Source organism: Actinoalloteichus sp. GBA129-24 (assembly GCF_001941645.1).
GTDB classification, from domain to species: Bacteria; Actinomycetota; Actinomycetes; order Mycobacteriales; family Pseudonocardiaceae; genus Actinoalloteichus_A; species Actinoalloteichus_A fjordicus.
The window spans coordinates 3,038,629-3,063,147 of record NZ_CP016077.1 but is presented as its reverse complement, the minus strand read 5'-3'; the positions used below and the strand labels follow the sequence as shown (position 1 = coordinate 3,063,147).

Sequence of the window (24,519 nt, the reverse complement as noted above, 5' to 3'; positions counted from 1 at the left end):
GTCCGTCCGGCCCGCTGCCCGGTCGCGACGACCACCGGGCCAACACCGGCCGCCGAGCACCCCGTTTCCCGCCGACACGGCCGCCACAGTGGACTGACGGCGCGGCGGGGTGACATGCTCGCTCGGCGACCATGCAGACCCAGCAGGCAGGCCGGGAAGGTGGACAGTGATGATCCGAGGAATCCGACGCGAGGGCGCCGAATGCGCCCGGTCCAGGCGGGCATGGTCCACCCCGACCGCTCCCGTCGCCGGATGACGGTCTCCTCGGGCGGCAGCCTGCTGGCCACCAGCGATCTGCACGTGACCCACGCGGAGAACCGCGAGATCGTCGAGGCGATTCGACCGACCCACCCGGACGACTGGCTGATCGTGGCGGGCGACGTCGCCGACAGCGTCGCGGACGTCGAGTGGACGCTGCGGCTGTTACGAGACCGGTTCGCCGAGGTCATCTGGACGCCGGGCAACCACGACCTGTGGACGCCGCCCGGCGACACGGTGACCCTGCGCGGCGAGGCACGGTACCGGCACCTGGTGGAGGTGTGTCGAGGCCTCGGCGTGCACACCCCGGAGGACCCGTTCCCGGTCTGGGAGGGCACGGGCGGACCGGTCACGGTGGCGCCGCTGTTCCTGCTCTACGACTACACGTTCCGGCCGGCGGGCACGACGACCAAGGAGGCGGCGCTGGAACGGGCCATGGAGGCGGGTGTGGTCTGCACCGACGAGTACCTGCTGCACCCCGACCCGTACCCGAGCCTGGACGCCTGGGGCCGGGCCCGCGTCGCCGAGAGCGAGCGGCGACTCGCCGCGCTGCCCGAGGGCACGTCGACCGTACTGATCAATCACTGGCCCATGACGCGGCACCCGACGCGCATCCTGCGCTATCCCGAGTTCGCGCTGTGGTGCGGCACCGAGCTCACCGCCGACTGGCACGTCCGATTCAACGCGGCGGCGGTGGTCTACGGACATCTGCACATCCCCCGCACGACCTACCAGGACGGAGTCCGCTTCGAGGAGGTGTCGCTCGGCTATCCCCGCGAATGGCGTCCCCGAGGCCTGCCGCGCGGCGTGCTCCGCACGATCCTGCCCGCAGGCGGCTGAGGGCGGCGGCGCCCGTCCGCGGAGTCGGCGTTCGAGCGGGGCGGGAGATGCAGCCTGCCAGTGCCCGCCAGGTCCAGCGCGGCGCGCTCGCGCAGGACGACCGTGAGCGTGAGCAGCGTGGCCAGCATCAACAGCGGGCCGGGCACCAACGTCGGATCGAGCAGCGCCAGAATCGGCCCCGACACCATGCCCAGCCCGAGGCCGATGGTGCCCTGCAGTGCGGCGCCGAGCAGGACCGCCAGACCGGCGATGGCGAACTCGACGCCGCTCACCGACGCCGTCCGTCCGCGCGGCGGTGCCGGGCGTCCGGGAGGGCGCGATCACCGCGCGGGCAGCCGGGGGCCGGGCCACCGAGCCCGTCCGCGCGAGACGCCCCGGGCCGCCGCCTCACGAGCGGCCGACGTCGGGCGGCATCTGCACCGCCGGGGACGCGACTACGGACGGCGCGGCGGAGTCGGAAGAGGACTGCGGTTCGTCTCGATCAGGCTCGACGATCCAGCGGCCGAGGCCTGCGGCGGCGAGCAGCCCGACCACGCCCATCCCGGCCACCGCGAATCCCAGGGAGAGCGCGGCGCCCGTACCGATCAGCAGCGGTCCCCCGCTGCCGCCCGCGTCCACACACAGGCGCCAGGCTCCCAGGAACGCGGGTCGTTCGGCGGGCGGCGCCATGTCGGCGCCCAGCGTCATCATGATCCCGCTGCCCATGCCGTTGCCGACGCCCATCAGCGCCGCGACCAGCAACAGGGTCACCGGCCCGCCGGTCAGCGGCAGGAGCAGGCACGACACGCCGAGGACCAGCATGGACGGCACGGCGACGAAGCGACGACCATGGAGGTCCATCACCCGACCCGCCGGGTAGAACAGCAGCATGTCCAGCGCGCCGGAGACGCCGTAGATCAGGCTCGTGACGGCCGGGTCGAGACCGAGATGGTCCCCCCATAGCGGGACGACCACCTGCCGCGACGCGCGGATCGCCCCCACCAGGACGGCCGAGGCCCCGAGAGTGGCGAAGAATCTGCGGTACCGGCCGAACATGCGCAGCGGACCCACCGGGGCGCGGACCTCCGAGGGAGCGCGACGCCGCGCGACGTCAGGCAGCGCGAGCACGATCGTCCCGGCGACGAGCACCGCGAGCACCTGGACCCAGTAGCCGCCGCGCGGGCCGAGCAGCACGAGCGCACCGGCCCCGACCAGCGGCCCGACGAACGCCCCGATGCGCACCACACCGGCCAGGGTCGACATCGCCCTGGCCCGCAGCCGAAGCGGCACGACCTCGGTGAGATAGGTCTGTCTGGCCAGGCCCCATACCGAGTTCGCCAGGCCGGCCACCAGCACCGAGGCAGCCAGCGTCGGCAGGTTGGGCGCCAACACGCAGCCCAGCGCGGCGAGCACGGCCAGCCCGCTGGCCACCAGCAGGGCGCCGCGCTCGCCGATCAGGCCGACCAGCCTGCCCGCGGGCAGGTTGCCGAGGACCTGGCCCACGCTGAGCACGGCCACGATGACGCCCGCGATCGAGAAGGACGCTCCCAGCTCCCTGGCGGTGATGGCGATCAGCGGGGCCGCCGCGCCCTGGCCGACGCCGTACAGCGAAGCGGGCAGGAAGACGGCGGGGATGAGGGAGCGCAGCGTGACCGGCGTCTGTGGACCCGGTGTCTCCTGCGCACTCATCGTCGAGGTGCCCTCCGCTCGTCGAACAACGTCGGAGCGGGCCCGTCCGCTGAACCGATCGTCGACACGGTCCCGCCTGCGCGGACCGGGAACGGCGGCGGTCGAGGCCCGAGGGACTCGTCGTCGCCCGAAGCGAGTCTCTGGCGGGCCTCGTCCGGCGTCAACCCGATTCGTCGGGATCAGCTCGACCTGCGCTGTGCCGCTGATCACGGGCGGGCCGCCGGTTCTGCGAGCCTCGGGCCAGTCGGCCTGCGGTGCGTCGGGTCGACTGTCTGTCTGCGGGGCGTGCGGGCAGCTGTCGAGGGGTGCGGGCGTCGAGGTGTCCGCCTGCCTACGGGTACTTCGCCGACCTGAAGATCGTCGGCCGGATCATGCGACACCGGACCGGTGACCGGCGATGCGACGCCGCTGCGGGAGCCCGTCGCTCTCGACCTCGTAGACCCGAGCGCGACCTGGCAGCCGGGGAGGGCGGTCGCCGATCATCCGGTGCGGGACGTCCGCTGCCGGTGCGCGGTGGCAGAGACATCGGCCGCAGACGGCAAGCGCGGCCGATCGGCGGATCACCCCGCCCGCCGCGAACCCAACAGGTTCATGCGGCTCAGGCGTTCTCAGCGGCCGTCTCCTTGAGCACCACGACCGGGATCAGCCGGGTGGTCTTGGCCTCGTAATCCGCGAAGGGGGACATTTCCTTCACCAGGGCCGCGTAGAGCCGGTCGCGCTCCGGTCCGGATGCCTCGATTCGCGCGCGGACCTCGATGGTGCGGGTGCCCACCTCGATGGTCGCGCGCGGGTCTGCCTCCAGGTTGGCTAACCAGAGCGGGTGCTTGTCCCCGCCCGAGTCGGAGGCGGCGATGACGAAGGAGTCACCGTCGGTGATGGTGCCCAGCGGCAAGGTGCGAGGCTTCCCGCTGCGCCGACCGGTGGTGGTCAACAACAGCAGCGGAACGCCCTCGAACGGTCCGCCGACCCGGCCTTCGTTCGCCCGGAACTCGGCGATGACATTCTCGTTGAAGCTGGACATGTGTTCTCCTCCTCGATGGCTTCGACGAGAATACATGGTCGACCAACTAATCACCGCAGTAAAGCGGCAGGCGATCCGGTGGAGGAGAACGTCTTGCACGACGAGACCGACGAAGTCTGTGCCGCCACGGCATCGCTGTTCGGCATCGAGCAGGGCCCGGTCAGCTCGGCGATCGTCCGAGTCGCCCGCGCACACAAGCTGCTCGCGGGCTCGCTGTTGACCAGGCTGGGCCTCTATCCCGGCCAGGAGATCGTGCTCATGCTGCTCGCCGAGAGCGGCTCGACCTCCCAACGGGACCTGGTCGGCAGGCTCGGCATCCACCCGTCCACCGTCACCAAGACGGTGCAGCGGCTGGAACGCGCGGGCTTCGTATGCCGCACGCGTTCCAGCCGGGACGCCCGCGTGATGCTGGTCGAACTGACCGAGGCGGGCAGCGGACTCCTCGACCGCCTGCACGGGGTGTGGGCCGAACTCGAAGAGCAGACCGTCGCCGGGCTGTCGAGTGCCGAGCGGGCGGAGCTGCTGTCCATGCTCGAACGCCTGGAACACTCGATCAGCGCCGCGCCCACGGCGTCCGGACGCTCAGGTTGAGGCGACGCTCAGGCCTGCCTGCCGTCGATCACCTGCCGCACGCCCTCGGCCGCCGCGTCCCCGACGGCGGCGGGCAGCAGCGCGGCGGGCAGGTTCTGGTAGGCGACCGGCCGGAGGAACCGGGTGACGGCCGCCGTTCCCACCGAGGTGGTCGTGGGGGCGGTCGACGCCGGGTAGGGGCCGCCGTGGTGCTGGGCGTCGCTGACCGTCACGCCGGTCGGCCACTGGTTCCAGATGATGCGGCCCGCGAAGTCCGACAACGGCTCGACGAGCTCGGCGGCCACGTCATCGCCCGCCTCGCTGCCCTGGATGGTGGCCGTGAGCTGGCCGTGTCCGAGCCGGGCCACCGCCAGCAGCTCCTCGGTGGAGGAGTAGGAGACCAGCAGCGCGGCCGGGCCGAAGCACTCCATGCCGAGCAGTTCGGGGTCGGCGAGCACGCGTTCGGCGGTCGTCCGCAGCAGGACCGGGGCGACCGCGCTGTCCGCGCCCGCGACCGTCGGAACCGTGTCGACGCCGTCGCAGTCGGCCAGGCCGCCCGTCGCGGTGAGGAAGCCGGTCTGGATTCGCTCGTTGAGCATCGGCCCGACGGTCAGCTCCGGCAGCAGCCCGACGAAGGCGTCCACATCGGGCACCAGCACGACGCCCGGCTTGGTGCAGAACTGGCCAGAGCCGAGGGTGACCGAGCCCGCGAAGCCCTCGACGATCTCGGCGCCCCGGTCCTGCCAGCCTCGGGGCGTCACGAAGACCGGATTGGTGCTGCCCAGCTCCCCGTAGAAGGGGATGGGCACCGGCCGCCCGACGGCGACGTCGAACAGCGCCCGGCCGCCCGAGACGGAGCCGGTGAACCCGACGGCGGACACCCGAGGGTCCCGCACCGCCGCGATGCCGTCCTCGAAGCCCTCGATCAGCGCGAACACGCCTGCCGGGGCGCCTGCGGACTCCAGCGCGGCGACGACGACGGCGGCGGTCTCCCGCGAGAGCCGGGGGTGGCCGGGGTGGGCCTTGAGCACCACCGGGCAGCCCGCCGCCAGCGCGGAGACGGTGTCGCCGCCCGCGACGCTGAACGCGAAGGGGAAGTTGCTCGCGGCGAACACGACCACGACGCCCAGCGGACGCAGCGCCCGGCGGATGTCGGGCCTCGGTCCCATCGGCCACGCGGGATCGGCGTGATCGATCCGCGCCTCCAGCAGGCTGCCGTCGCGAAGCCGCTCGGCGAACAGCCGGGCCTGGAAGGTGGTGCGCGCCAGCTCACCGGTGAGTCGCCCGGTGGGCAGGCTGGTCTCCGCCTGGGCGGTGGCGATCAGCTCGGGTCCCGCCGCGTCGAGCGCGTCGGCGAGGGCCGCCAGCCAGTCCGCCCGCTCGACAGGGCTGGAGAGGGCCAGAGTCCTGGCTGCCCCCTCCGCCGTGGCGAGGACGCCGTCCAGGGTGGGTGCGGGAGTCGTCACAGTGCTGCTCCGATCAGCGTCGGCCGGGTCGAGGGCCGCCGCGAGCGGCGGTCTCGACCTCGGCGCGGTCAGTGCCCCAGACGCCCGTCACCGGACGTCGGCAGGACGGCCTCGGATCGGTCGGCCTCGCCAGGCCGTCCGCTCCACGATCTCGTCCCGGCCCGGCGGTCGTGGGCTCCCCCGCGTCGTGACGCGCGGTCGACCGACGACCACGTGGGCCTCTCGACGGCGAGCCTGCCCGTGATCCGAGGCCGGCCTGGCGGTGCCCCGACTCGGCCGGGCGAATCGTCACCGCCCGGCTCCGACCGGGCGAATCATCACCGCCCGCCTCCCGGCGGGCGAATCGTCACCGCCCGGCTCCGACCGGGCGAATCATTACCGCCCCCGCCTCTCGGCGGGCGAAATCGCGGCCGCCCGGCTCCCGCCGAGCGAATCGTCACCGCCGGGCTGCTGATGCGGATCGTCCGGCTGCTCCCCGTCGCCGCCCCGATCGTGCCATGAGTGTGCCGGTCCTCGGCGCGGGCGGCGCGTGATCGCGAGCACTGCCGGCTGCGTCGCCGCAGGAGAACACTGGTAGACCGGGCCTGCCCACGGGTCGTCTCAGCGGACCGGAGCCGCGCCGGGCGACCGGGTCGTCCGGCCGGTACCGGGCGCAGGCGGCCCGCCGAGCACCGGCGACCCGGCCGCTTTCGGCCGGCCGGGTCCGCGCCGGACGTCGGCCCGCGGATCGTCGCCGAGGAGTACTCGGCGGCCGCCGAGCGATTCCGACCCGGTCACCGGCCCGACGACCGTCGATGCCGAAGGACCTCGGTCCGTGTCGGGCAGGATGATCGCGTGGTCTCCCCGCGGCTGTCCCGCATTCCGCGCATGCCGAGCGCGCTCGACCGGGTCAGGATCGGTCTGCTCCTCCTCGGCGTGATCTTCGTGCTCACCGGAGCGTTGCCCGCCGACGAGGCGGCGGCGAGCATCGCCAGGGTCGCTCCGCTGCTGCTGTTCCTCGGCAGTGTGATCGTGCTTGCGGAACTGGCGATGCGCGCCAGGGTCTTCGACGTCATCGCCACCCGGATCGCGATCATCGGCGGCGGGAACTACCCGGCACTGTTCCTACTGTGCGTCGGCTTCGCCTCGGTGACGACCGTCTTCCTCAATCTCGACACGACCGCCGTCCTGCTCACACCGGTGTTCCTCGCACTGGCCCCCAGGGCGAAGATCGCCGCGCTGCCGCTGGCGATGACCACCATCTGGCTCGCGAACACCGCCAGCCTGCTGCTGCCGGTGTCCAACCTGACCAACCTGTTGGCGGCCGATCGCGTCGCGCTGGACGCCGAGGACTTCGCGGCCCGGATGTGGGCGCCGCAGCTGGCGGCGATCCTGGTGACGACGACGGCGGCGCTGTGGGCGTTCTACTGGCGCCGGGGCGCCCGAGGCGCCGATCGCTATCTGCCGCCGTCGCCGGTCCGGCTGGAGCAGCCGAGGGAGCGCGGTCTGTGCGCGGTCGCGGCGGGGGCCTGCGTCCTGTTCGTCGGCGCCGTGATCTTCCTGCACGAGGGGATCAGCCTCGCCGCCGCCGGGGCCGCGCTGATCGTGGTGGCGGCCTTCGCCGTGCTGGACCGGCAGGCGTTGCGGCTGAGCCTGATCCCCTGGCGGCTGCTCATCCTGGTCGCCGGGCTGTTCCTGGTGATCCCCACCCTGAGCCGACACGGCCTCGCGGAGGTGATGACGGCGTTGATCGGCACCTCCGACGACGTCGGCGGCGCCGTCCGGGCGGCGCTGACGGGCGCCGGTCTGTCGAATGTGATCAACAACCTGCCCGCCTACGCCGCAGGAGAGGCCGTCGTGCCGCCTGCGAACGGGGATCAGCTGCTGGCCCTGCTGATCGGGACGAACGTCGGCGCCGTCGTCACCCCGTGGGCGTCACTGGCGACGCTGCTGTGTCTGGAGTCCTGCCGCGCGAACGGGCTCGTGGTGCCGCTGCGCCGATTCGTGCGCACGGGCCTCGTCCTCGCCGTCCTCGCGCTGGCGGCGAGCGTCGCCGCGCTCCTGATCACCGGCTAGTCCGTGCGGGACGCTGCCCTCGCCGCGACACCGGCCTTCCCGCGTCAGCCGTAGGGATTCTTGGGCTGGAGTGCCCTGCTGAGGGTGTCGCTCACGTCGTCGTCGGTGAAGGACTCCGGCAGCGGGAGCTGCAACGTGGTGAACAGCGTGCGCGCCTCGTCGACCGAGGGCTCCTCCGACAGCCGCAGATCTCGCACCAGGGCCACGTCGACCCGCCGCGCCTGGTCGAAGCTGGCGACGAGTTCCCGGTCATAGGACCGGTAGTGCGGCGTGTCCCGCTGGAACTGGACGGCGAACGCGCTCGGGTCCTCCTGGGTCATGATCACCCATCGGGAGGAGAGGTCCCAGCGGAACGTGGTCATCACCGCGGACAGGGCGAGGTCGACGCGCAGGAAGGTGAAGCGCTCGCGGTACCAGCACGCCGCCAGGACCGTCGCGAAGGCCTCTCGGCGGGCCCGTTCGGCCGTCCAGGTCTCGCCGGTGCCGTCGGGCCCCGGCGAGAGCGAGGATCGGTACTTCGCGTACTCGGTGCACAGCGCGTCGTCGGTGGGATCGATGATCTCGATCTGCATCCGCATCGGACGCTTGGCGCGGCGGGCGTTGGCCACGCACTCCTTGATCGTCACGGCGCGCAGGTAGGAGCCGGTGCCGCCCTTGAACATCCACAAGTCTGTGCCGTGGTGCGCGTCGGCGTGTAATCGGGCGATGTCGGAGCCGTGCACCAGCCGGACGGCGTTCGCGTCGGCCACGGCTCTGGCCTGGTGCCTGCGATCTCGCAGCAGCGTCGCGGCCAGCAACGCCAGCACGAGCAGGATCGCCGCGTCGACGGCCTCGCCGCCCTCCTCCCCCGTGCCCAGCAGATCGGGGCCGAAGACCTCCAGCAGGCCGAGCAGGCCGATCGTCCCGGCGATGACCAGGGCAAGGAAGCCGTCGGCGTTCTGCCGGAGCCAGGTGCCGAACCGTCGCATGGCTGTCCAGGTCCTCTGTGAGTGGCGGGGTTCACCCACAGACTGGTGCGACGGCCGCCCTGGCCGGAGCGGAATCGGCGAGCCCGATCTTCGGCCGCACCGAGGCGTGCCGGTTCGCCCGTCGCCGCCTGCGGTTCATCGCGTCACTCCACGCCGACGTCCTCGGTGGTCCCGCGCGCCAGTCCCGCCAGGACGTCCAGCGCCCTGGCCAGCGTCTCCGGCGGCGGAGAGCCCAGCGCTAGCCGGACGGCGCCCGGTGCCCTGGCCGTCCCGACGACGAAGGCGGCGGCGGGGGTGACGGCGATCCCGCGTCGCGCGGCGGCGGCCACGAAGGTCTCGGCCCGCCAGTGCTCCGGCAGCCGCCACCAGCAGTGGTAGGCGGCGGGATCGGCGGCCACGTCGAAGCCCACGAGCCGCTCGGCCACGATCGCCTGTCGAGCGGCGGCGTCGTGGCGCTTGGCCCGCGCCAGGGCGTCGGCCGTCCCGTCGGTGATCACCCTGGTGGCCGAGGCCAGCGCGAATCCGGCCGCCGCCCAGCCGCCGGATCGGACGGCCGAGGCGATTCGGGGCACGAGCCCGGGCGGGGCCGCGACGAAGCCCAGGGTCAGGCCGGGTGCCACCCGCTTGGACATGCTGTCCACCAGCACGACGTGCTCCGCGTCGATCGCGGCCAGCGGCAGCGGGTCCTCCCGGAGGAACCCGTTGACCACGTCCTCCACGACCGGCAGGCCCAGCCGCCCGGTCGTCTCGATCAGCTCCGCACGGCGTCGCTCCGGCATCGTGACGCCCAGCGGGTTGTGCAGCGTCGGTTGGAGATAGACCGCCCTTAGCGGCGTCGCCCGGTGGGCCTCGGCGAGGGCGGCGGGACTCAGGCCGTGCTCGTCCATCGGGATCGGCACAAGCGTGACGCCGAGTCGGGCGGCCACGGCCTTCATCACCGGGTAGGTGAACTCCTCCACGCCCAGCCGCTCCCCGACTCCGACCAGGGCGGCGGTGACGGCGGTCAACGCCTGACGTCCGCCGCCGGTGAAGGTGATCGACTCCGGCTCGGGACGCCAGTCCGCGCGGGACAGCAGCGTGGCGGCGGCATCCCGGCTCTCCGGGGTTCCGGCGGCCACGGCAGGCCGCAGCGCCTCGCCGAGCACGTCCGGCCGCAACAGCGGTCCGAGGCTCTCGGCGAGCAGGCCTGACTGTTCCGGCAGCATCGGGAAGTTCAGCTCCAGGTCGACTCGTTGCGCGGCGGGCTCGGTGAGCGCCGAGTGCGGGCGCCCCCGGCCTGCCCGGACGAAGGTGCCTCGGCCGACCTCGCCCACCGCGAGCCCCCGCCGGATCAGCTCGCCGTAGACGCGGGAGGCGGTCGAGGCGGCCACGCGGTGGGTGCGGGCGAACCGGCGCTGCGCGGGCAGCCGGTCACCGGGCCGGAGCCTGCCCGAGGCGATGTCGGCGGCCAGCTGGTCGGCGATGGCGCGATAGTCGTCCACGACGCGAAAGCCCCCTACATTGCACCGAGTGCATTGTTTTCATTGCACTGAGATCGTGCCCTCGTTAAGGTCGGATCGTCAAGAGCGCACGGCGGCCTTCGCTGACAGGGCTGGGCAGGGCCGACTGCCGAAAGCGTGGTCACGGGTGGTTCGACGGCCGAGGACGAACCCGAGACGACGGAGCGGATGTTCGGATGACAACGGGCTCCGCACCACGGCAGGCGGTGCGCTGATCCGACGGGGTCGGGGGACTCCAGCCCGACGGGTCGCGGCAGCAGGCAGGCCCGGCTGGTTCACCTGCATTCGAACCCCGCTGATTCGGAGTGCTGCCCCTGGCAGGCGGGTTCGGGGTGGTTCCCCGACGCCTGCCCTGCGGACCACGGCATCCGAACACGCCTCCCGGACCCGCAGGCCCGAAGCGACCGGGGCGGCGAAGCCGATCCGGTCACCGCACGAACCCTGCGAGGCCGCCACCGCCAGGCCGGTCGCGGGGAGACCGGACCGACGCCCTCGTCGCCGACCGCGCGGCGCGAGGTCCGGCGGCAGGTCCGGCGTCCGACTCTGGTCGGTCAGGTCCGATCGGGTCGACGAGGCGCCGGCAGACCGCATCGACGGACCGCCGTAGGCAGACCAGCTGGTCGGCGGCGCAAGCAGACCCGGAAGCACGAAGCACAACGATCACCCGACACGGCGAGGTCCGACGGACGCTCGCCGAAGGAGGCACGATGCGCACCCTGTCGCACGAGGACGGCACCACCGCCTACCGCGACGTCGGCGAGGGGCCGCCGGTCCTGCTCGTCCACGGCCACCCCTTCGACGGCTCGATGTGGGACCCGCAGGTCGAGCACCTCGCCGCCGCCGGGCGCCGAGTGATCGTCCCCGACCTGCGCGGTTACGGACGGAGCGCCGTCACCGCAGGCGAGGTGACCCTGGACGTCTTCGCCCGTGACCTCGCTGCTCTACTGGACCACCTCGACGTCGAGCGGGTGGTGCTGGGCGGGCTGTCGATGGGCGGCCAGATCGTCATGGAGTTCCACCGGCTGTTCCCCGAGCGGATCAGCGGACTGCTGCTGGCGGCCGCCTCGGCCAGGGCCGACGACACCGAGGGCAGACAGTCCCGCGTCGACACCGCCGAGCGGATCGAGTGGGAGGGCATGGCCGGCTACTCCGACGAGCTGCTCCCCCGGATGATCGCGCCCACCACCGTCGCCACCGACCCGCAGGTCGTCGCGCACGTCCGGCGGATGATGCGCGGCGCCCCCGCCACGGGGGCCGCCGCCGCGCTGCGCGGCCGCGCCCGGCGACAGGACTACGTCGCATCGCTGGCAGGCGTCTCGGTGCCGACGCTGATCGTCGTGGGAACCGAGGACGACTTCACCCCGGTCGCCGAGGCGGAGCTGATGCACGAGCGGATCACCGGCTCGACGCTCGCCGTCATCGAGGGCGCGGGCCACCTGCCGAACCTGGAGCGGACGGCGGAGTTCCACGAGGCACTCGCCTGCCTGCTGACGGCATCCGACACCACGAGGGAGGCGACGGCATAAGTGATTCGGCACCCACCGTCCTGGTCACCGGCGCGGGCAGCGAAACGGCGAGATCCGGCGCCGCGCCCCGCCCGACGACGACTCAGCCCGCGCCCGGCGTGAGGCTCCACTCGGGCAGCGCCTCGCAGAGCGCGCCCCACTCGAACGGCGGCTCGACCCCGCCCGCCGCGACGATGCCGCCGACGATCGCACAGGTCGTGTCGACGTCGCCGCCCACACTCGCGGTGGTCCAGAACGCCTCGCGGAAGTCGTCGAGCCTGGTGAGGGCCGCCCACAGTGCGAAGGGAACGGTGTCCTGCGCGCTGGTCCGGGAGCCGTTGCCCAGCTGCCGGGCAACGAGGGAGGCCGAGGCGACGGGCAGCAGCTCGCGCGCCGTGGCGATGCCGTCGTGGACCCGGCCCGCCGGGGTCAGCGCGAGCACGGCGTCAAGCAGGTCCGCAGGCTCGGACCGATCGGCGCCTGCCAGCAGGGACGCCGCGACGGCCACCGCCACCGCGCCCGCGATCCCCTCGGGGTGAGCGTGGGTGGCCTCGGCGGAGAGTGTCGCCTCCCGCGCGGCACGCACCGGATCACCGGCGAACCAGGCGCCCAACGGCGCGATCCGCATCGCCGCGCCGTTGCCCCACGAACCCCGGCCGTCGAAGGTGTCGGCCACCAGCTCGCGCCACGAGCCGCCTTCCCTGATCAGCCGCAGCAGCCGATTGGTCGACGGCCCGTAGCCGCGATCGAAGTCATGGTGCATGGCGAAGCTCGCCGCCAGGGCGTCCTGATCGATCCGGCCGTGTTCGGCGAGGACGGCGACGACCGAGCAGGCCATCTCGGTGTCGTCGGTCCACTGCCACGGCGCGGGCGGCAGGCGGCGTTCGTCGAGTCGGGTGCGATTGTCGGGGACGAAGAACTGGGAGCCGAGAGCGTCGCCGAGCGCCAGACCGCGCAGCGAGGCCAATGCTCGGGATCGAGGGTCAGTGGTCATCGCGGGTGATCATCACACGGGACTGCCGCTCGACGGACGAGATCGCCACGGATCGACGGGCGGCAGGCGGCGACGCCGCGTTCCCGGCGGGTCAGGCGTGCTCCGTGCAGAAGCAGCCGATGCCCTTCCCGATCCATTCCTGCCCGGCCCATTCCGGATGCCGTTCGGTCATCAGCGCCTCGACTTCGGCGATGATCGTCTCCTCGGACATCGCCGAGTCCCGCCGTACCCAGGTCTCATCGCGCAACAGCTCAAGATAGTCCCGGACATCGGCCAGCAACCGAGGTCCGGAGACATCGCCGTGGCCGGGCACCACCACCCGCGGGCCGGTGTCGATCAGTCTTCGCAGCACCTCGATCCACCGCAGCCCCGAGACGTCGACGTCATACGGCGGAAACCAGGGGAAGATCGAGAACCGGCCGGTCTCGACCAGATCGCCGGTGAACAGGACGTCAGCGTCGGGGACGCTCACCACCTGGTCGCCCTTGCTGTGGGCGCGCCCGGTGGCACGCAGCTGGACGACCCGGCCGCCGAGGTCGAGGTGATAGGTGTCGTCGTAGACCAGGTCCGGCGTGGCGGGCTCGACGCCGTTCAACTGCCGCGCCACCTGGGCGCCGAGGCCGCGAAACATCTCCAGATAACCCGGCCCCTTGTCGGCGAGGTCCGCCGCCTGCGCGCCGTTGACGAGGTAGGTCGCCTCACCTGCGAAGGCCTGCGCACCGAAAGCGTGCTCGGGGTGGAAATGCGTCGTGGTCAGGTACAGCCTGCGGCCCTTGGCGTACTCCGAGGCGAAGGCGAGGACCTTCTCGGCGTTGCGCGGCCCCAGACCGGTCTCGACGACCAACACGGAGTGGTCGCCGCCGATGACACCGATGTTGGGCACGAGTTCGACCCCTCGGTTCGGGAGTACCACCAGGTCGTCGGCGAGTTCCTCGACCTGGCTGATCTCGACGACCGGGTCGTGGGTGAGAGGTTCGGAAGGCATGCTCACACTGTCCGGTCTGCGCGCGGCCCGCGTCCAACACCGTCTCCGCACTCCCGATACTGGATCGGTATCATCGCTGGTCATGGAGTTCCGGCTGCTGCGCTACTTCGTCACCGTCGCCGAGGAGCGACACTTCGGGCGAGCGGCAGTCCGGCTGCACATGACGCAGCCGCCCCTGAGCCGGGCCATCAGGCAGCTGGAGGCCGATCTAGGGGTGGTGCTCCTGCACCGATCGGCCACCGGCATCGAGCTCACCGCCGCCGGAGCCTCCCTGTACTCGGACGCCGCTGCCCTGCTGGAACGGGTCGAGCAGGCCCGCGCCCGCGCGACGGCCGCCGCGGAGACCACGACACTCACCGTCGGCACGCTCTCCGACGGCGCAGGGGAGGCCGGGCCCCGGCTGGCCGCGACGTTCCGCCTGCGCCATCCCGAGGTGTCGATCCGATTCCGGGAAGCGGACTTCACCGACCCCACCACCGGACTGCGTAACGGGCTGGTCGACGTGGCACTCACCCGATCGCCCTTCGACGACACCGGCATCAGCAGGCGTGTGCTGCGCTCCGACCAGGTGGGCGCCGTGCTGCGCACGGACGACCCCCTCGCAGGCCGCGACTCCCTCCGCCTGGCCGACCTCGCAGGCCGCCGCTGGTTCCAACTGCCCGAGGGCACGGATCCGATCTGGTCCGAGTACTGGAACGGCGCGACGCCGGTCGGCGAACGACCCGCAGGTCCGGTGGTGCGCACCGTTACCGAGTGCATACAGGCCGTACTGTGGAACGGCGCGGTCGGCATCGCGCCGATCACGCACGCGCTGCCCGACGGGCTGATCCTGGCTCCGATCGTCGACATGCCTCCGAGCCCGCTCGTCGTCGCCTGGTCGACCGCGCGGGAGAGCCCGTTGATCCGCTCCTTCGTCCAGATCTCCGTCCAGGCATACCGGTCGGCGTCGACGTAGCTCAGGTTCGATCCGGTATCCCGAGAACGCCGCCCCCGCTGAGATCTGATGACTCGTCCGGATCACCGCCGGGCACGCCGCCTGCTGCCGGTCGTCGCTCAGCAGGCCTGCCGAGCGACAGGCGGATCACCGTCCGACGACGAGAGAACACACCGGAAGCGATCCGCCCTTGGCGCCCGGCACCGAGCTTCGCCGCCTTCCAGGTGCATCGCACCCCGGAATGAACCACCGCATGAAGTGAACCGCACCGGATCGCTCCGCCTATCAGGGGAGCGCTCCGGTGTCGACATCGTCATGGCACGAACGCGCCCGCCGACGCACGCACCGCCGGACCTGCGGTCAATGGCAGCCTCATCAAGAAGGGCGTGGCCTGACACCGCGTTCCCGGGCCGAAGTAGGTCAACGGCCCTTCGGGATCGGGTCAGCTTCTCGGTAGCCACCAGGTACGGACGATGGTGTCGGGATCGTCCAGCCATGCGATCTGGCGACCGGAGGCGAGGTCGATGGTGAGGCCGAGCCGTTCCGGGCCGGGCTGACCGCGTTCATACCACCAGTCATAGGCGTCTTCGGCCTCGTCCCAGAGGCGACGTGGGCCGAACTGGCCGACGGTGAACGGCTCGGCGGCAGCCGTCGGCCAGTCGAGGCGGGCGAAGGAGCGCGTCGTCGCATCGTCCAGCTCGACAACGTGGTGGCCGGGGCCGTGCCGGTCACGGCCGAGTGCCAGGGACACGTCGTGCAGCCGGACGCCGATGGCCAGGTTGCCTCGCGCGGGGTCGAGCATCCGGTCCAGGTCGATGTTGCGGCATTCGGTGATTCGGACCGCCGCGCGGGCGATCGTGGCCTCGTCCGGCTCCCACCCGAACAGCCCGCGCCGATGCGCCCGCAGCCGCATGAAGGACAGCCGGGTAGCGAACCGGCCGCCCGCGACGCCGTTCGCCCCGAGGTCGATGGCGAGCAGGGCGCCCGTGGCGTAGTCGGTGCTCCACGGGGTGACCAGCCGACCGCCGGGACGCAACTGCTCGAGCCAGGCCCTCGGGACGACCTCCCGCACCGAGGCGGTGGAGATCACCCGATCGAACGGAGCCGCCACCGGACAGCCTGCCTCACCGTCTCCAGTGACCACGCGGGCGGTGAATCCCGAGGCGTCGAGCGCCGCGCGAGCGGCCTCGGCGAGTCCCGGATCGACTTCGATCGTGGTGACGTGTCCGGCCGGGCCGACCCGGTGCTTCAGCAGGGCCGCGTTCCAACCGGTGCCGGTGCCGATCTCCAACACCGAGTCACCAGGCTGCGGATCGAGCGCCGCGAGCATGTCCGCCACGATGCTCGGCTGGCTCGACGAGGACGTCGGGAAGTTCTCCCCGCCCGCACGGTGTGGCTCGCCGAGGTTGATCTGGGTGACCACCGGCCGATTCGCGGCGACCGCCGTCTCCCACGCCGTGCGGTCGCGGTGGCGCGACACCGCGCGGTAACCCGGCTCGTTCGAGACATCGACCCAGATGGTGTCCGGGATGAACACCGCCCTCCTCACCTCCTCGAACAACGCCCGCCACGCGGGCGCCGAGGGATCAGCCGTCATCTACTTCTAGTCCCTGGTCTTCACGGCCCTTAGCCTTCATGGCCCTTGTCGTCCCGATCGTGCTTCCCGCCGCCGGACTCCTCGGCCGACTTCGTGGCGGTCGGGTCGTAGGTGCCCTGCCCGTCATCCTGCGACTTGTTCTCATGCTTGGCCACGGTGACGCGCCCCCTCGAAACAATTGAGCCCGGCCCTTCGCTCCTGCCTATGCACAGGCTATGGAGGGTGGCCTGCGCCCCGCACGGAACAAGATCCCATCGAGTGAACTCCGGATCGGCGGGCGGGACGTGCGCCGATTGGGGCGGGGAGCGGCCCCCGACAGGCCGCCGTCACCGGGTGACCGGCGGGCCCGCCGCTCCGCCCTGCGCTGCCATCCGGTCGAGCCGAGAATCGGCCGGGATTCCCGGCGGTCAGGAACTAGAGCGGCGCGACGGAGGCCGCCCAGAAGACGTGGTTGATCGCTCCCGGCACACGGAGACCCGCCAACGCGCGATCGAGCGTTCCCATGCTCATCCGGACGCCACCGCCGGTGGAGACGATCTCGACATGGTCGGGAAAGGCCATGCCCCAGGCATGAACATGGGCACCGGGACGCTCGTCGTACTCCCGTACCAGCGCGAATACCCGAGGCGCCTCCTCATCGACGAGTGCTTGGACCCGCTCCTCGAAGGCACGGGGCGGCGGGGCGGGAAGAGAAGACGTCGAGCCGACCTCCGGCTCGACACCATCATGAAGATCACTAACATCCTTCGCCGAAATTCATCACTCCTCGCGTTCGATCTGATACCCTTCGCAGTCAATGGTGAACCTGGTCCGCCCGATTAAAAAGTGAACGTCCACTTTTTCACCCCAAAGACGGATCGCTCAGACATGACGACGTCACGCCGAGGAGATCGACATGTTCGACGGCCACCTGGCTGGCAACACCACTGTTCGACGATGGCAGCTCACCGAGGCCTTGCGTCAACTGCGGGAACAGGCGGGACTTACCCACGATCAGGTCGTAGCCGAGCTACGCAAGGGCGAAGGAAAGTGGTCTCGCCCGAAGCTGTCGCGAATCGAGAACCGCGAGCAAGGCGTTCGAGTTCGCGAGGTCGACCAGCTTCTCGATGTGTATCAGGTGCGAGACCGGGAACTTCGTGAGTCCCTGCTCGAACTCGCAGGAACCCCGAAGCGCCACGGCTGGACAGTGGACATCCAGAGGAACCTGCCCGAGGACTTCCATCGCTTCCTGATGCTCGAAACCGCTCTGCTGGAACACCGACAGTTTGAGACGCTGTTGGTTCCAGGCCTCCTTCAAACCGCCGACTACGCTCGTGCACTGATCAGCGGCATCGACCCGGGATTGAGCGAAGACGAGGTAGAGCGTCGGGTGGTCGCCCGTATCACGCGCCAACAGATCCTGAGCCGCACCAAGCCACCCCGTCTGCACGCGATCCTCGATGCAGGACTTCTAGAACGTCCGGTCGGTGGCCGTCGGGTAATGCAACGTCAACTGCGACAGATCGCCGAGGCCTGCGAGGCACCCAATATCACCATTCAGGTACTCCCGAAGTCCGTGGGTGCAAGCCCTGCATTGGAAGGCCCGTTCTCCATCCTCACGCTCCCGGACCCGATCCCCGACGTCGGCTACGCCGACGCGCCTGGACGCGCCGTGTACTTCGAAGATCGCGACCATGTGCGAACGTACACCTTGCGCTTCGGTGCTCTCTCCGAGCAGGCTTTGACGCAGAGCGAATCAGTATCATTGATCAACACAGTTGCGACGAACGTCGAGCGAGACGAATGAGGTCGACATGGACATCGAGGGCGCTCACTGGCGCAAGAGCAGTTTCTCCGGCGGCGGCGGGCCCGGCAACGGAAACTGCATCGAGGTGGCGGCGTTCCCGGACGGGAGTATCGCCCTCCGCGACAGCAAGAACCCCGCTGGCGGAGTCATCTGCTTCAGCGGCACCGAGGTCAGCGACTGGATCACCAGCATCAAGGCTGGCAGGTTCGACCATCTGGGCTGAGCCTCGTCCGCACAGGACGAAGGGAACAGAGGTGATCGATGAGCCCCATCCGTCCTCGCTGTCCTGGCGGAAGAGCAGCTTCTCCGGTGGCGGCGGTGCAGGCGGCGGGAACTGCGTCGAAGCAGCTGCCCTGCCCGATGGCCGCATCGCGGTCCGCAACAGCAAGAACCCCCACGACGGCACCGCCTACTTCTCCCGCAGCGAGATCGAGGCCTGGATCAAGGGCATCAAAGCAGGCGAGTTCGACGACCTCGCCTGACACCGCAGCCGTCACGGTGGACAGCCGTCCGCTGTCGTGTCCAGGAACTACCGCGCGCTGCGCGCCCGCACGTGGGCTCGCTCGCCCTGCGGTCCGAACAGGACGAGCGTCTCCACCGGGTGTCCGTCGGAAGAGCCGAGCCAGTGCGGCAGCGCGGTGTCGAACTCGGCGGCCTCGCCTGCGGGCAGGACCAGGTCGCGGTCGCCGACCACCAGCCGAAGCCGTCCGTTAAGGACGTACACCCATTCGTAGCCGCCGTGCATCTGTGGCGTCGGCTCCGCCGGTTCCGACCTGCTCGGGATGAGCATCTTGAACGCCTGCACGCCGCCCGCGCGGCGGGTGAGCGGGAGGAACGTCATCCCGTGGCGGCGGATCGGCCGCAGGTGGATGCGCGGATCGCCCGTCCGCGGGGCGCCGACGAGATCGTCCAGGGGCACCCCGTAGACTCGGGCCAGCGGCAGCAGCAATTCCAGGGTGGGCCGTCGTCCGCCGCTCTCCAACCGGGACAGGGTGCTCTCCGACGTCCCGGTGGCCGTCGACAGGTCGGCCAACGTCAGTCCGCGCTGCTTTCGTTGGGCACGCAGCCGGGGGCCGACCCCCGCCAACACAGCATCCGTCTCCTCGACCATGAGTCCGATCTTGCCATCTCGGCAAGTTCTCGGGCTGTTTCCATCGGCGCGGTGCAGGGTTGGCGCTGCACGTCGACCTGATGAGGAGACCATGAACGATCACGATCGAGCCGCCCGGTTCTGGGACGAGCAGTTCCGCAAGTATTCCGCTGCGGCGGTGACGGCGAGGGTGAACCCTCGACTGTCCGAGATCGCCGGGCCGCTGACCCCCGGCACCGCACTTGACCTCGGCTGCGGCGCAGGAGGAGACGCCCGCTGGCTGGCCGACCGCGGCTGGCACGTCACCGCGGTCGACATCTCCGCCTCAGCCGTGCGCTCACTCCGGCAGGAGGCCGAGCACAGCGGCAGGTCCGTCACCGCACTCTGCATCGACCTCGCCGAAGATCTCCCCGCAGGCACCTTCGACCTGGTCTCGGCGCAGTATCTCCACACGCCGTTCCCCCTGGACCGCGTCCGCATGCTGCGGAGGGCCGCGAGGTCGGTGAACCCGGCAGGCAGGCTGGCCGTCGTCGACCACGGCTCGACGGCGCCGTGGTCCTGGTACCAGGACGCCAATCTCCGGCACCCGACACCGGCTGAGGTGGCCGAGGAACTCGCCCTCGATCCCGAGGAGTGGTGGATCGAGCGCGCCGACAGCCCGGAGCGGCGGGCCACCGGTCCCGACGGCAGCACCGCGACGGTCGTCGACCACGTGCTGGTCCTTCGGCGGACGGGCCAGGAGGCCCGGCGATGAGCGCGCGACGAGCACGCGACCTCGGGCCTCCTGCCACGGGGACCGGCGAACGGGAGGTGCTCACCGGATTCCTCGACTACCTGCGCGCCTGCGTCGCGGCCAAGGCCGAAGGAGTGCCCACGCGCGAGGCCCGCCGTCCCGGGGTGTCGTCGGGAACGAACCTGCTCGGGCTGATCCGACATCTCACCCACGTCGAACGACACTGGCTGCTCGGCCACGTCGTGGCCGACTGGGCGGCTACCTTCCAACCGCGTCCCGACGACACGACCGAGACGATCCTCGCCGCCTACCGGGCGGCCGTCGCCGAGGCGAACGAGGAAATCGCGTCCTGGGACGACCTCACCGAAACGGGCCCCCGCCCGGCAGGCCGCGACCGCGCGGCGCCGTCCCGGCGGTGGACGCTGGTTCATCTGATCGAGGAGACCGGGCGGCACGCGGGTCATGCCGACATCCTGCGGGAACTGATCGACGGCGACACCGGGCGGTGAGACCCTGGTTCAGCGAGCCCATGGCAGGTGCTTCGAGGATCACTTCGGCCAGGCCTGCGGGATGCCCGGGGTGACGGGGTGATCATGGCGGCACCCGGGCAGGTTCAGCGCCACCGACAGCCCGGTGCAGAAGGCGGGCGGGGCGAGCCGAACCCTCGGGCGGCGCCTGCGGGACCGCGCGTCGAGCCGTCTGGCGTCGACGCCGTTCTCCGGTGTGGACGGGCTACGCGGCCGCGCCCGTGTCGCCCTCCCCCGCTCGACGCCCGCCACCGCCGGGCCCGGCTCCGAGCCGCAGCCGACGCTCAGGCCGGTTCGAGGACGACCACGGGAAGGATTCGCTCGGTACGGCGCGCGTAGTCCGCGTACGGCTTGTACTGCGCCACCACCCGCGGCCACAGCGCGGCCCGTTCCTCGCCCTCGGCGACCCTCGCGCGGACCCGGCGACGGACGCCGCCCGGCAGCTCCACCTCGGTGGTCGGCGCCGCCATGAGGTTGTGGAACCACGCCGGATGCACGTCGATACCGCCCTTGGACGCGACGATGACGAGATTCGGCGCGTCGTCGAGATAGATCAGCGGGTTGGTGCGCGCCTGCCCTGTCTTGCGCCCGACATGGTCCAACAGCAGGACGGGGGCACCGAGGAACGTGCCTCCCCGCCGCCCCTTGGTCTTGCGGAACAAGAACTTGTTCCAGCGAGCTGCTTGACGATGCAGCTTCCAGTACACGGACTTCGGAGGAGGTGGCTTCATGCGCAAATAGTGTCATCATCTGACATTTGTCGTCAACCGCCTCAAGTCATTGAGTGAATTTAGTCCCATACTGTCAGATCAACCGTCGCCGGCGGTAGCATGCGGCCATGACCACGCCCGGCCTGCGCGAGCGCAAGAAGCAGCGGACCAGAGAAGCCCTCACGGACGCCGCCTACGCGTTGTTCCTGCACAAGGGCTTCGACGCGACGACGATCGACGAGATCGCCGAGGCCGTGGAGGTCTCGTCGCGCACGTTCTTCCGGTACTTCGCGTCCAAGGAGGACGTCGCTCTCTCGCCGTTGAATCAGCAGGTCACTTCGATGCTGCGCCTGTTGGCGGCCCGACCCGCCGAGGAGCCCGTGATCACCGCGCTGCGGCGGTCCGTCGGCGAGATCGTGCGGTCGTACGAGACCGACGAATGCTCCGGAGCCGAGCCGGATCGGCACCGGAGCATGCAGGCCCTGCTCGGCACCAACCCGATGCTCAAGGCGTACTGTCTGAAGCAGAGCACCGAGTGGCTGGGCGAGCTGGCCTCGATCATCGCCACCCGAATGGGCGTCGAGCTCACCGAAGATCCTCGGCCCCACCTGGTGGCCTCGGTCATGCTGAGCGCACTGCGGACCACGGTGGACGCCTGGCAGGAACTCCACCCCGACGTCCCGGCCTCGACGCTTTTCGATCAGGCCTTCGATCTCCTGGCCGGGGGCCTGAACTATCCGGCCGCCGTCACCACCGCGCGGCCGGGATGCACGAGCGAGGCAGGCGACTGATCCGGACTGCGGTCGCGCGTGCGCGTCGACCCGGCGCGACCACAGAGGACGCCCTGCGCTGCCCGAGCACGGCGCAGCGAGGCGGCAAAAGGTTCCAAACTGGCGGTGAAGGGAATCAGACGCAGCCGGGCGTTCTCTCACACGGTCATGATCGGCAGGTACGTCGTGCGAGCGCCCGCGATCTCGCATCCCGGGCTGCCCGGCTGCCGACGGAGGGCACACGCGGTCGACGAATGAAGCTGCACGGTCAGGCCGCACCCGTCCTGCCGGAAACGACCTCCCACCATTGCGAGGACCGCTTCCTAGGATCTTCATCAGGCTGAATTCCACAACGGCCGGGCAAGGCAAGAAGCCTCGCCACGGCCATGGGACCTCACCTCACCGCAGCGTCGTCCCCGGCTCCAGGCTGAGCAGCGGCAGCTCCTCGCGGGTGGGGAGCCCTTCCCAGTCGCCGTGGGAGGCGACGGCGAAGGCCCCGAGCACCGAACCGCGTCGGAGTCGTTCGCTCGTCGGCTCGCCGTCGAGCAGGGCGGAGAGGTAGCCGGCGGAGAAGGCATCGCCCGCGCCGACCGTGTCGAGGACCGGCACCCGGACAGACTCCACCTGCTCGACGCCCGCCGCATGGTGCACGCGCGCCCCGTCGGCGCCGAGCTTCACGACCACCTCGGCGACGCCGGCGGTCAGCAGGTGATCCGCCCTGGCCAGGTCGTCGTACCCCTCCGGCTCGACGATCGCCAGCTCCTCTGGCGAGGCGATCACGACGTCGGCCCGTCTGGCCAGCGGACCCAGCACCTCCGCCGCCGCCTCGGCAGGCCACAGCAGCGACCGGTGGTTGACGTCCAGGGACACGGTCCAGCCCTGGGCCTTGGCGTGCTCCACCGCCGCCAGCACCGCCGCTCGCGGGCCGGGCCCCAGCGCGGGGGTGATCCCGGTGACGTGCAGCAGTCGTGCACCGCCCGCCAACACGCCCGCGAGGTCGTCGGGATGCAGCCGGGAGCCCGCCGAGTCGGTGCGGTAGTAGCGGACCCGGATGAGGTCGGCGACGCGCTTCTCGAAGAGGATCAGACCGGTCGGCCGGTCTGCGTCGACCGCGACGCCGCTGACGTCCACGCCCTCGGCGCGCAGGGTGCGAGTGACCAGCTCGCCGGGCTGGTCGGCGCCCACCCGGCCGATCCAGGACACCTGGTGTCCGAGCCTGGCCAGGCCGATCGCCACGTTCGACTCCGCCCCGGCCACCGACAGGCTCAGCTCGCCGCCGAGCCGCATGGGCCCCTGCCCCCGCAGCGCGGCCATGCTCTCGCCGAGGGTGATCACCTCGATCATCGGCTCTGCTCCGATCCGTGCCGGCCCGCCGCGTGCGCGGCGGGTCCCTGTGCTGCCGCGATGCCTGCCTGCACCGGGAACTCCGCCGCCACCGCACGGAACTGACGGGCACGATCACGCAGCTCGGCAAGGTCGGCGCCGTCCGCCGCGCCCGCCAGCAGCGGCGATCCCACGCCGACGGCCAGTGCGCCCAGCTCCAGGTACCGCCGCGCGGCCTCGACGTCGACGCCGCCCACCGGCACGAACGGCACCGTGGGGAACGGGTCGCGGAGCGCCTTGAGATAGCCCGGACCGCCGCCGTGTGCGGCGGGGAAGAGCTTCACGGCCGTCGCGCCCGCCGTGTGCGCCGCGTAGACCTCGGTGGGCGTGAGCGCCCCGACCAGGGTCGGCAGGCCCAGTTCGATCGCCGCGTGGGTGCCGGGGCCGATGGCGGGCGTGACGGCGAAGGTCGCTCCTGCCGTGTGGACGTCGGCGGCGTCCTGGGCGGAGAGCACGGTACCGGCGCCGAGTGCGGCCGCGCCCGAACGCTCGGCGGCCAGCCTGCCGATCAGGCGCAGGGCGTCGGCGCCGGTGAGGGACACCTCGACGAGATGGATGCCCTCCTCCCACAGTGCCAGCACGGCCCTGAAGGCGGCCTCGGCGTCCCGACCTCGGACGATCGCGACGATCCGCTCTTCGGCCAGGCGTTGGGACAGGTTCATCGTGCACACTCCAGAGATCGGTTCGATGCCATGTCGTGGGACGCGGAACGCCCGGTGGGCAGGGGTGACGACCCGTCCGAAACACCTGCCGGGCGGCACTGCGCGGCAACCCGTTCCCTCGGTGGCCGTTCCTCGGCTCGGGCGGCCGACCGCCGTCCGTGGTGACCGTGCACCGGGACGCGCCGTGCACGGCAGACAGGGCTCCGGCCGGACGACGACTTCGGGGCGTCGACGCCGTCGTCCGGGGCGTCGTCACGCCCGACGCCCCGGCTCGGCGCCCCCGACTGCCGCACGCGCTGAGCGGCGGAGCCGGACACCCGGATCGCCGGGCCTGCCGCACCGACGCTGCCGACGCTGCCGACGCTGCCGACGCTGCCGACGCGATGTGCCACGCCGCCCCCATCCCGAGAACCCACGACCCCCACCTTCACCCCGGCGATCACAGCGCGCAGCACGGAGCCCGCCCGCGTCGTTCCGCCCGGTCCGGCGTCGGCGTGC

General features: G+C 71.4%; 26 protein-coding genes. 11 read left to right on the top strand and 15 right to left on the bottom strand.

The genetic code is table 11. The features are described 5' to 3' along the window. Nucleotides 1-252: 252 nt before the first annotated feature. On the top strand, nucleotides 253-1,098 hold the full coding sequence (locus tag UA75_RS13635; protein WP_157434607.1) for a metallophosphoesterase family protein: 846 nt from the start codon (nucleotides 253-255) through the stop codon (nucleotides 1,096-1,098). Here the strand turns inward: UA75_RS13635 and UA75_RS13630 are convergent. The 3 genes from UA75_RS13630 to UA75_RS13620 all read right to left on the bottom strand — a co-directional run bounded on the left by UA75_RS13630 (nucleotide 1,026) and on the right by UA75_RS13620 (nucleotide 3,787). Continuing rightward, nucleotides 1,026-1,370, bottom strand: a complete 345-nt coding sequence (locus tag UA75_RS13630; RefSeq protein WP_075740557.1) for a hypothetical protein — start codon at nucleotides 1,368-1,370, stop codon at nucleotides 1,026-1,028. The genes UA75_RS13635 and UA75_RS13630 overlap by 73 nt on opposite strands. A 115-nt stretch (nucleotides 1,371-1,485) precedes the next feature. Next, nucleotides 1,486-2,766, bottom strand: a complete 1,281-nt coding sequence (locus UA75_RS13625; protein ID WP_083684038.1) for an MFS transporter — start codon at nucleotides 2,764-2,766, stop codon at nucleotides 1,486-1,488. Nucleotides 2,767-3,364: 598 nt separating this feature from the next. Then, a complete protein-coding gene (locus UA75_RS13620; RefSeq protein ID WP_075740555.1) occupies nucleotides 3,365-3,787 on the bottom strand; it encodes a nitroreductase family deazaflavin-dependent oxidoreductase in 423 nt (140 codons plus the stop codon). A gap of 93 nt (nucleotides 3,788-3,880) precedes the next feature. Between UA75_RS13620 and UA75_RS13615 the strand changes: the two genes are divergently transcribed. Continuing rightward, the gene (locus UA75_RS13615) at nucleotides 3,881-4,378 is read left to right on the top strand and encodes a MarR family winged helix-turn-helix transcriptional regulator (protein WP_075743784.1); all 498 of its coding nucleotides are present in this window, start codon (nucleotides 3,881-3,883) and stop codon (nucleotides 4,376-4,378) included. Nucleotides 4,379-4,386: 8 nt separating this feature from the next. On the opposite strand, the gene UA75_RS13610 is transcribed toward UA75_RS13615, so the two are convergent. Further along, nucleotides 4,387-5,895 (bottom strand): aldehyde dehydrogenase (NADP(+)), encoded by a 1,509-nt coding sequence (locus tag UA75_RS13610; RefSeq protein ID WP_404799989.1) that lies wholly within the window; start codon nucleotides 5,893-5,895, stop codon nucleotides 4,387-4,389. 762 nt (nucleotides 5,896-6,657) lie between these two features. Between UA75_RS13610 and UA75_RS13600 the strand changes: the two genes are divergently transcribed. After that, complete coding sequence (locus UA75_RS13600; RefSeq protein ID WP_232251201.1) at nucleotides 6,658-7,878, top strand: SLC13 family permease; 1,221 nt, start codon at nucleotides 6,658-6,660, stop codon at nucleotides 7,876-7,878. 44 nt (nucleotides 7,879-7,922) lie between these two features. Here the strand turns inward: UA75_RS13600 and UA75_RS13595 are convergent, their stop codons facing one another. Continuing rightward, complete coding sequence (locus UA75_RS13595) at nucleotides 7,923-8,846, bottom strand: hypothetical protein (RefSeq protein ID WP_075740552.1); 924 nt, start codon at nucleotides 8,844-8,846, stop codon at nucleotides 7,923-7,925. 143 nt (nucleotides 8,847-8,989) lie between these two features. Further along, complete coding sequence (locus UA75_RS13590; RefSeq protein ID WP_075740551.1) at nucleotides 8,990-10,327, bottom strand: PLP-dependent aminotransferase family protein; 1,338 nt, start codon at nucleotides 10,325-10,327, stop codon at nucleotides 8,990-8,992. A gap of 725 nt (nucleotides 10,328-11,052) precedes the next feature. On the opposite strand from UA75_RS13590, the gene UA75_RS13585 reads away from it, so the two are divergent. After that, a complete protein-coding gene (locus UA75_RS13585) occupies nucleotides 11,053-11,871 on the top strand; it encodes an alpha/beta fold hydrolase (RefSeq protein WP_075740550.1) in 819 nt (272 codons plus the stop codon). A gap of 82 nt (nucleotides 11,872-11,953) precedes the next feature. On the opposite strand, the gene UA75_RS13580 is transcribed toward UA75_RS13585, so the two are convergent. Together UA75_RS13580 and UA75_RS13575 are read right to left on the bottom strand one after the other, a co-directional pair. Beyond that, complete coding sequence (locus tag UA75_RS13580; RefSeq protein WP_075740549.1) at nucleotides 11,954-12,844, bottom strand: ADP-ribosylglycohydrolase family protein; 891 nt, start codon at nucleotides 12,842-12,844, stop codon at nucleotides 11,954-11,956. Between the two features lie 91 nt (nucleotides 12,845-12,935). Beyond that, complete coding sequence (locus tag UA75_RS13575; RefSeq protein ID WP_075740548.1) at nucleotides 12,936-13,829, bottom strand: MBL fold metallo-hydrolase; 894 nt, start codon at nucleotides 13,827-13,829, stop codon at nucleotides 12,936-12,938. 82 nt (nucleotides 13,830-13,911) lie between these two features. Here UA75_RS13575 and UA75_RS13570 point away from each other — a divergent pair, with 82 nt between their 5' ends. Continuing rightward, nucleotides 13,912-14,784, top strand: coding sequence for a LysR family transcriptional regulator (locus UA75_RS13570; protein WP_075740547.1), 873 nt, complete (start codon nucleotides 13,912-13,914; stop codon nucleotides 14,782-14,784). Between the two features lie 421 nt (nucleotides 14,785-15,205). On the opposite strand, the gene UA75_RS13565 is transcribed toward UA75_RS13570, so the two are convergent. The 3 genes from UA75_RS13565 to UA75_RS32825 form a co-directional block, all read right to left on the bottom strand. Continuing rightward, entirely contained in the window at nucleotides 15,206-16,360 is a 1,155-nt protein-coding gene (locus tag UA75_RS13565; RefSeq protein WP_075740546.1) for a methyltransferase domain-containing protein, read from the bottom strand. Nucleotides 16,361-16,389: 29 nt separating this feature from the next. Continuing rightward, nucleotides 16,390-16,515 carry a hypothetical protein gene (locus UA75_RS34915; RefSeq protein WP_257787508.1) on the bottom strand — a complete coding sequence of 42 codons (126 nt, stop codon included), beginning with the start codon at nucleotides 16,513-16,515 and terminating at the stop codon, nucleotides 16,390-16,392. 259 nt (nucleotides 16,516-16,774) lie between these two features. Further along, nucleotides 16,775-16,921: a hypothetical protein gene (locus tag UA75_RS32825; RefSeq protein ID WP_157434163.1), complete on the bottom strand. Its 147-nt coding sequence runs from the start codon at nucleotides 16,919-16,921 to the stop codon at nucleotides 16,775-16,777. Between the two features lie 334 nt (nucleotides 16,922-17,255). On the opposite strand from UA75_RS32825, the gene UA75_RS13555 reads away from it, so the two are divergent. Genes UA75_RS13555 through UA75_RS13545 form a run of 3 tightly spaced genes read left to right on the top strand, consistent with a single transcriptional unit; the run spans nucleotide 17,256 to nucleotide 18,628 of the window. Further along, nucleotides 17,256-18,146 (top strand): helix-turn-helix domain-containing protein, encoded by an 891-nt coding sequence (locus tag UA75_RS13555; RefSeq protein WP_075740544.1) that lies wholly within the window; start codon nucleotides 17,256-17,258, stop codon nucleotides 18,144-18,146. Nucleotides 18,147-18,153: 7 nt separating this feature from the next. After that, nucleotides 18,154-18,369 carry a DUF397 domain-containing protein gene (locus tag UA75_RS13550; protein ID WP_075740543.1) on the top strand — a complete coding sequence of 72 codons (216 nt, stop codon included), beginning with the start codon at nucleotides 18,154-18,156 and terminating at the stop codon, nucleotides 18,367-18,369. A 31-nt stretch (nucleotides 18,370-18,400) separates the two neighbouring features. Then, the gene (locus UA75_RS13545; protein WP_075740542.1) at nucleotides 18,401-18,628 is read left to right on the top strand and encodes a DUF397 domain-containing protein; all 228 of its coding nucleotides are present in this window, start codon (nucleotides 18,401-18,403) and stop codon (nucleotides 18,626-18,628) included. A 47-nt stretch (nucleotides 18,629-18,675) separates the two neighbouring features. Here UA75_RS13545 and UA75_RS13540 read toward each other — a convergent pair whose 3' ends face one another. Continuing rightward, nucleotides 18,676-19,257, bottom strand: a complete 582-nt coding sequence (locus UA75_RS13540) for a helix-turn-helix domain-containing protein (RefSeq protein ID WP_075740541.1) — start codon at nucleotides 19,255-19,257, stop codon at nucleotides 18,676-18,678. A 91-nt stretch (nucleotides 19,258-19,348) separates the two neighbouring features. Here UA75_RS13540 and UA75_RS13535 point away from each other — a divergent pair, with 91 nt between their 5' ends. Together UA75_RS13535 and UA75_RS13530 are read left to right on the top strand one after the other, a co-directional pair. Beyond that, nucleotides 19,349-19,990, top strand: a complete 642-nt coding sequence (locus tag UA75_RS13535) for a class I SAM-dependent methyltransferase (RefSeq protein ID WP_075740540.1) — start codon at nucleotides 19,349-19,351, stop codon at nucleotides 19,988-19,990. After that, on the top strand, nucleotides 19,987-20,478 hold the full coding sequence (locus UA75_RS13530; protein ID WP_075740539.1) for a DinB family protein: 492 nt from the start codon (nucleotides 19,987-19,989) through the stop codon (nucleotides 20,476-20,478). Before UA75_RS13535 ends, UA75_RS13530 begins: the two co-directional genes overlap by 4 nt. Before the next feature lie 302 nt (nucleotides 20,479-20,780). On the opposite strand, the gene UA75_RS13525 is transcribed toward UA75_RS13530, so the two are convergent. Beyond that, a complete protein-coding gene (locus tag UA75_RS13525) occupies nucleotides 20,781-21,227 on the bottom strand; it encodes a nitroreductase/quinone reductase family protein (RefSeq protein WP_075740538.1) in 447 nt (148 codons plus the stop codon). 107 nt (nucleotides 21,228-21,334) lie between these two features. Here UA75_RS13525 and UA75_RS13520 point away from each other — a divergent pair, with 107 nt between their 5' ends. After that, the gene (locus UA75_RS13520; protein ID WP_075740537.1) at nucleotides 21,335-21,997 is read left to right on the top strand and encodes a TetR family transcriptional regulator; all 663 of its coding nucleotides are present in this window, start codon (nucleotides 21,335-21,337) and stop codon (nucleotides 21,995-21,997) included. A 378-nt stretch (nucleotides 21,998-22,375) separates the two neighbouring features. Here the strand turns inward: UA75_RS13520 and UA75_RS13515 are convergent, their stop codons facing one another. Beyond that, the gene (locus UA75_RS13515) at nucleotides 22,376-23,320 is read right to left on the bottom strand and encodes a sugar kinase (RefSeq protein WP_075740536.1); all 945 of its coding nucleotides are present in this window, start codon (nucleotides 23,318-23,320) and stop codon (nucleotides 22,376-22,378) included. Beyond that, nucleotides 23,317-24,021, bottom strand: a complete 705-nt coding sequence (locus UA75_RS13510; protein ID WP_083683187.1) for a bifunctional 4-hydroxy-2-oxoglutarate aldolase/2-dehydro-3-deoxy-phosphogluconate aldolase — start codon at nucleotides 24,019-24,021, stop codon at nucleotides 23,317-23,319. Before UA75_RS13510 ends, UA75_RS13515 begins: the two co-directional genes overlap by 4 nt. Nucleotides 24,022-24,519 lie beyond the last annotated feature (498 nt).

Excerpts from the sequence above, each read along its gene's own strand:
- UA75_RS13635 (WP_157434607.1), top strand. The coding sequence starts at position 253 with ATGACGGTCTCCTCGGGCGGCAGCCTGCTGGCCACCAGCGATCTGCAC.
- UA75_RS13625 (WP_083684038.1), bottom strand. The coding sequence starts at position 2,766 with ATGAGTGCGCAGGAGACACCGGGTCCACAGACGCCGGTCACGCTGCGC.
- UA75_RS13620 (WP_075740555.1), bottom strand. The coding sequence starts at position 3,787 with ATGTCCAGCTTCAACGAGAATGTCATCGCCGAGTTCCGGGCGAACGAA.
- UA75_RS13595 (WP_075740552.1), bottom strand. The coding sequence starts at position 8,846 with ATGCGACGGTTCGGCACCTGGCTCCGGCAGAACGCCGACGGCTTCCTT.
- UA75_RS13585 (WP_075740550.1), top strand. The coding sequence starts at position 11,053 with ATGCGCACCCTGTCGCACGAGGACGGCACCACCGCCTACCGCGACGTC.
- UA75_RS13580 (WP_075740549.1), bottom strand. The coding sequence starts at position 12,844 with ATGACCACTGACCCTCGATCCCGAGCATTGGCCTCGCTGCGCGGTCTG.
- UA75_RS13575 (WP_075740548.1), bottom strand. The coding sequence starts at position 13,829 with ATGCCTTCCGAACCTCTCACCCACGACCCGGTCGTCGAGATCAGCCAG.
- UA75_RS13570 (WP_075740547.1), top strand. The coding sequence starts at position 13,912 with ATGGAGTTCCGGCTGCTGCGCTACTTCGTCACCGTCGCCGAGGAGCGA.
- UA75_RS13565 (WP_075740546.1), bottom strand. The coding sequence starts at position 16,360 with ATGACGGCTGATCCCTCGGCGCCCGCGTGGCGGGCGTTGTTCGAGGAG.
- UA75_RS32825 (WP_157434163.1), bottom strand. The coding sequence starts at position 16,921 with ATGGCCTTTCCCGACCATGTCGAGATCGTCTCCACCGGCGGTGGCGTC.
- UA75_RS13555 (WP_075740544.1), top strand. The coding sequence starts at position 17,256 with ATGTTCGACGGCCACCTGGCTGGCAACACCACTGTTCGACGATGGCAG.
- UA75_RS13550 (WP_075740543.1), top strand. The coding sequence starts at position 18,154 with ATGGACATCGAGGGCGCTCACTGGCGCAAGAGCAGTTTCTCCGGCGGC.
- UA75_RS13540 (WP_075740541.1), bottom strand. The coding sequence starts at position 19,257 with ATGGTCGAGGAGACGGATGCTGTGTTGGCGGGGGTCGGCCCCCGGCTG.
- UA75_RS13535 (WP_075740540.1), top strand. The coding sequence starts at position 19,349 with ATGAACGATCACGATCGAGCCGCCCGGTTCTGGGACGAGCAGTTCCGC.
- UA75_RS13530 (WP_075740539.1), top strand. The coding sequence starts at position 19,987 with ATGAGCGCGCGACGAGCACGCGACCTCGGGCCTCCTGCCACGGGGACC.
- UA75_RS13525 (WP_075740538.1), bottom strand. The coding sequence starts at position 21,227 with ATGAAGCCACCTCCTCCGAAGTCCGTGTACTGGAAGCTGCATCGTCAA.
- UA75_RS13520 (WP_075740537.1), top strand. The coding sequence starts at position 21,335 with ATGACCACGCCCGGCCTGCGCGAGCGCAAGAAGCAGCGGACCAGAGAA.
- UA75_RS13515 (WP_075740536.1), bottom strand. The coding sequence starts at position 23,320 with ATGATCGAGGTGATCACCCTCGGCGAGAGCATGGCCGCGCTGCGGGGG.
- UA75_RS13510 (WP_083683187.1), bottom strand. The coding sequence starts at position 24,021 with ATGAACCTGTCCCAACGCCTGGCCGAAGAGCGGATCGTCGCGATCGTC.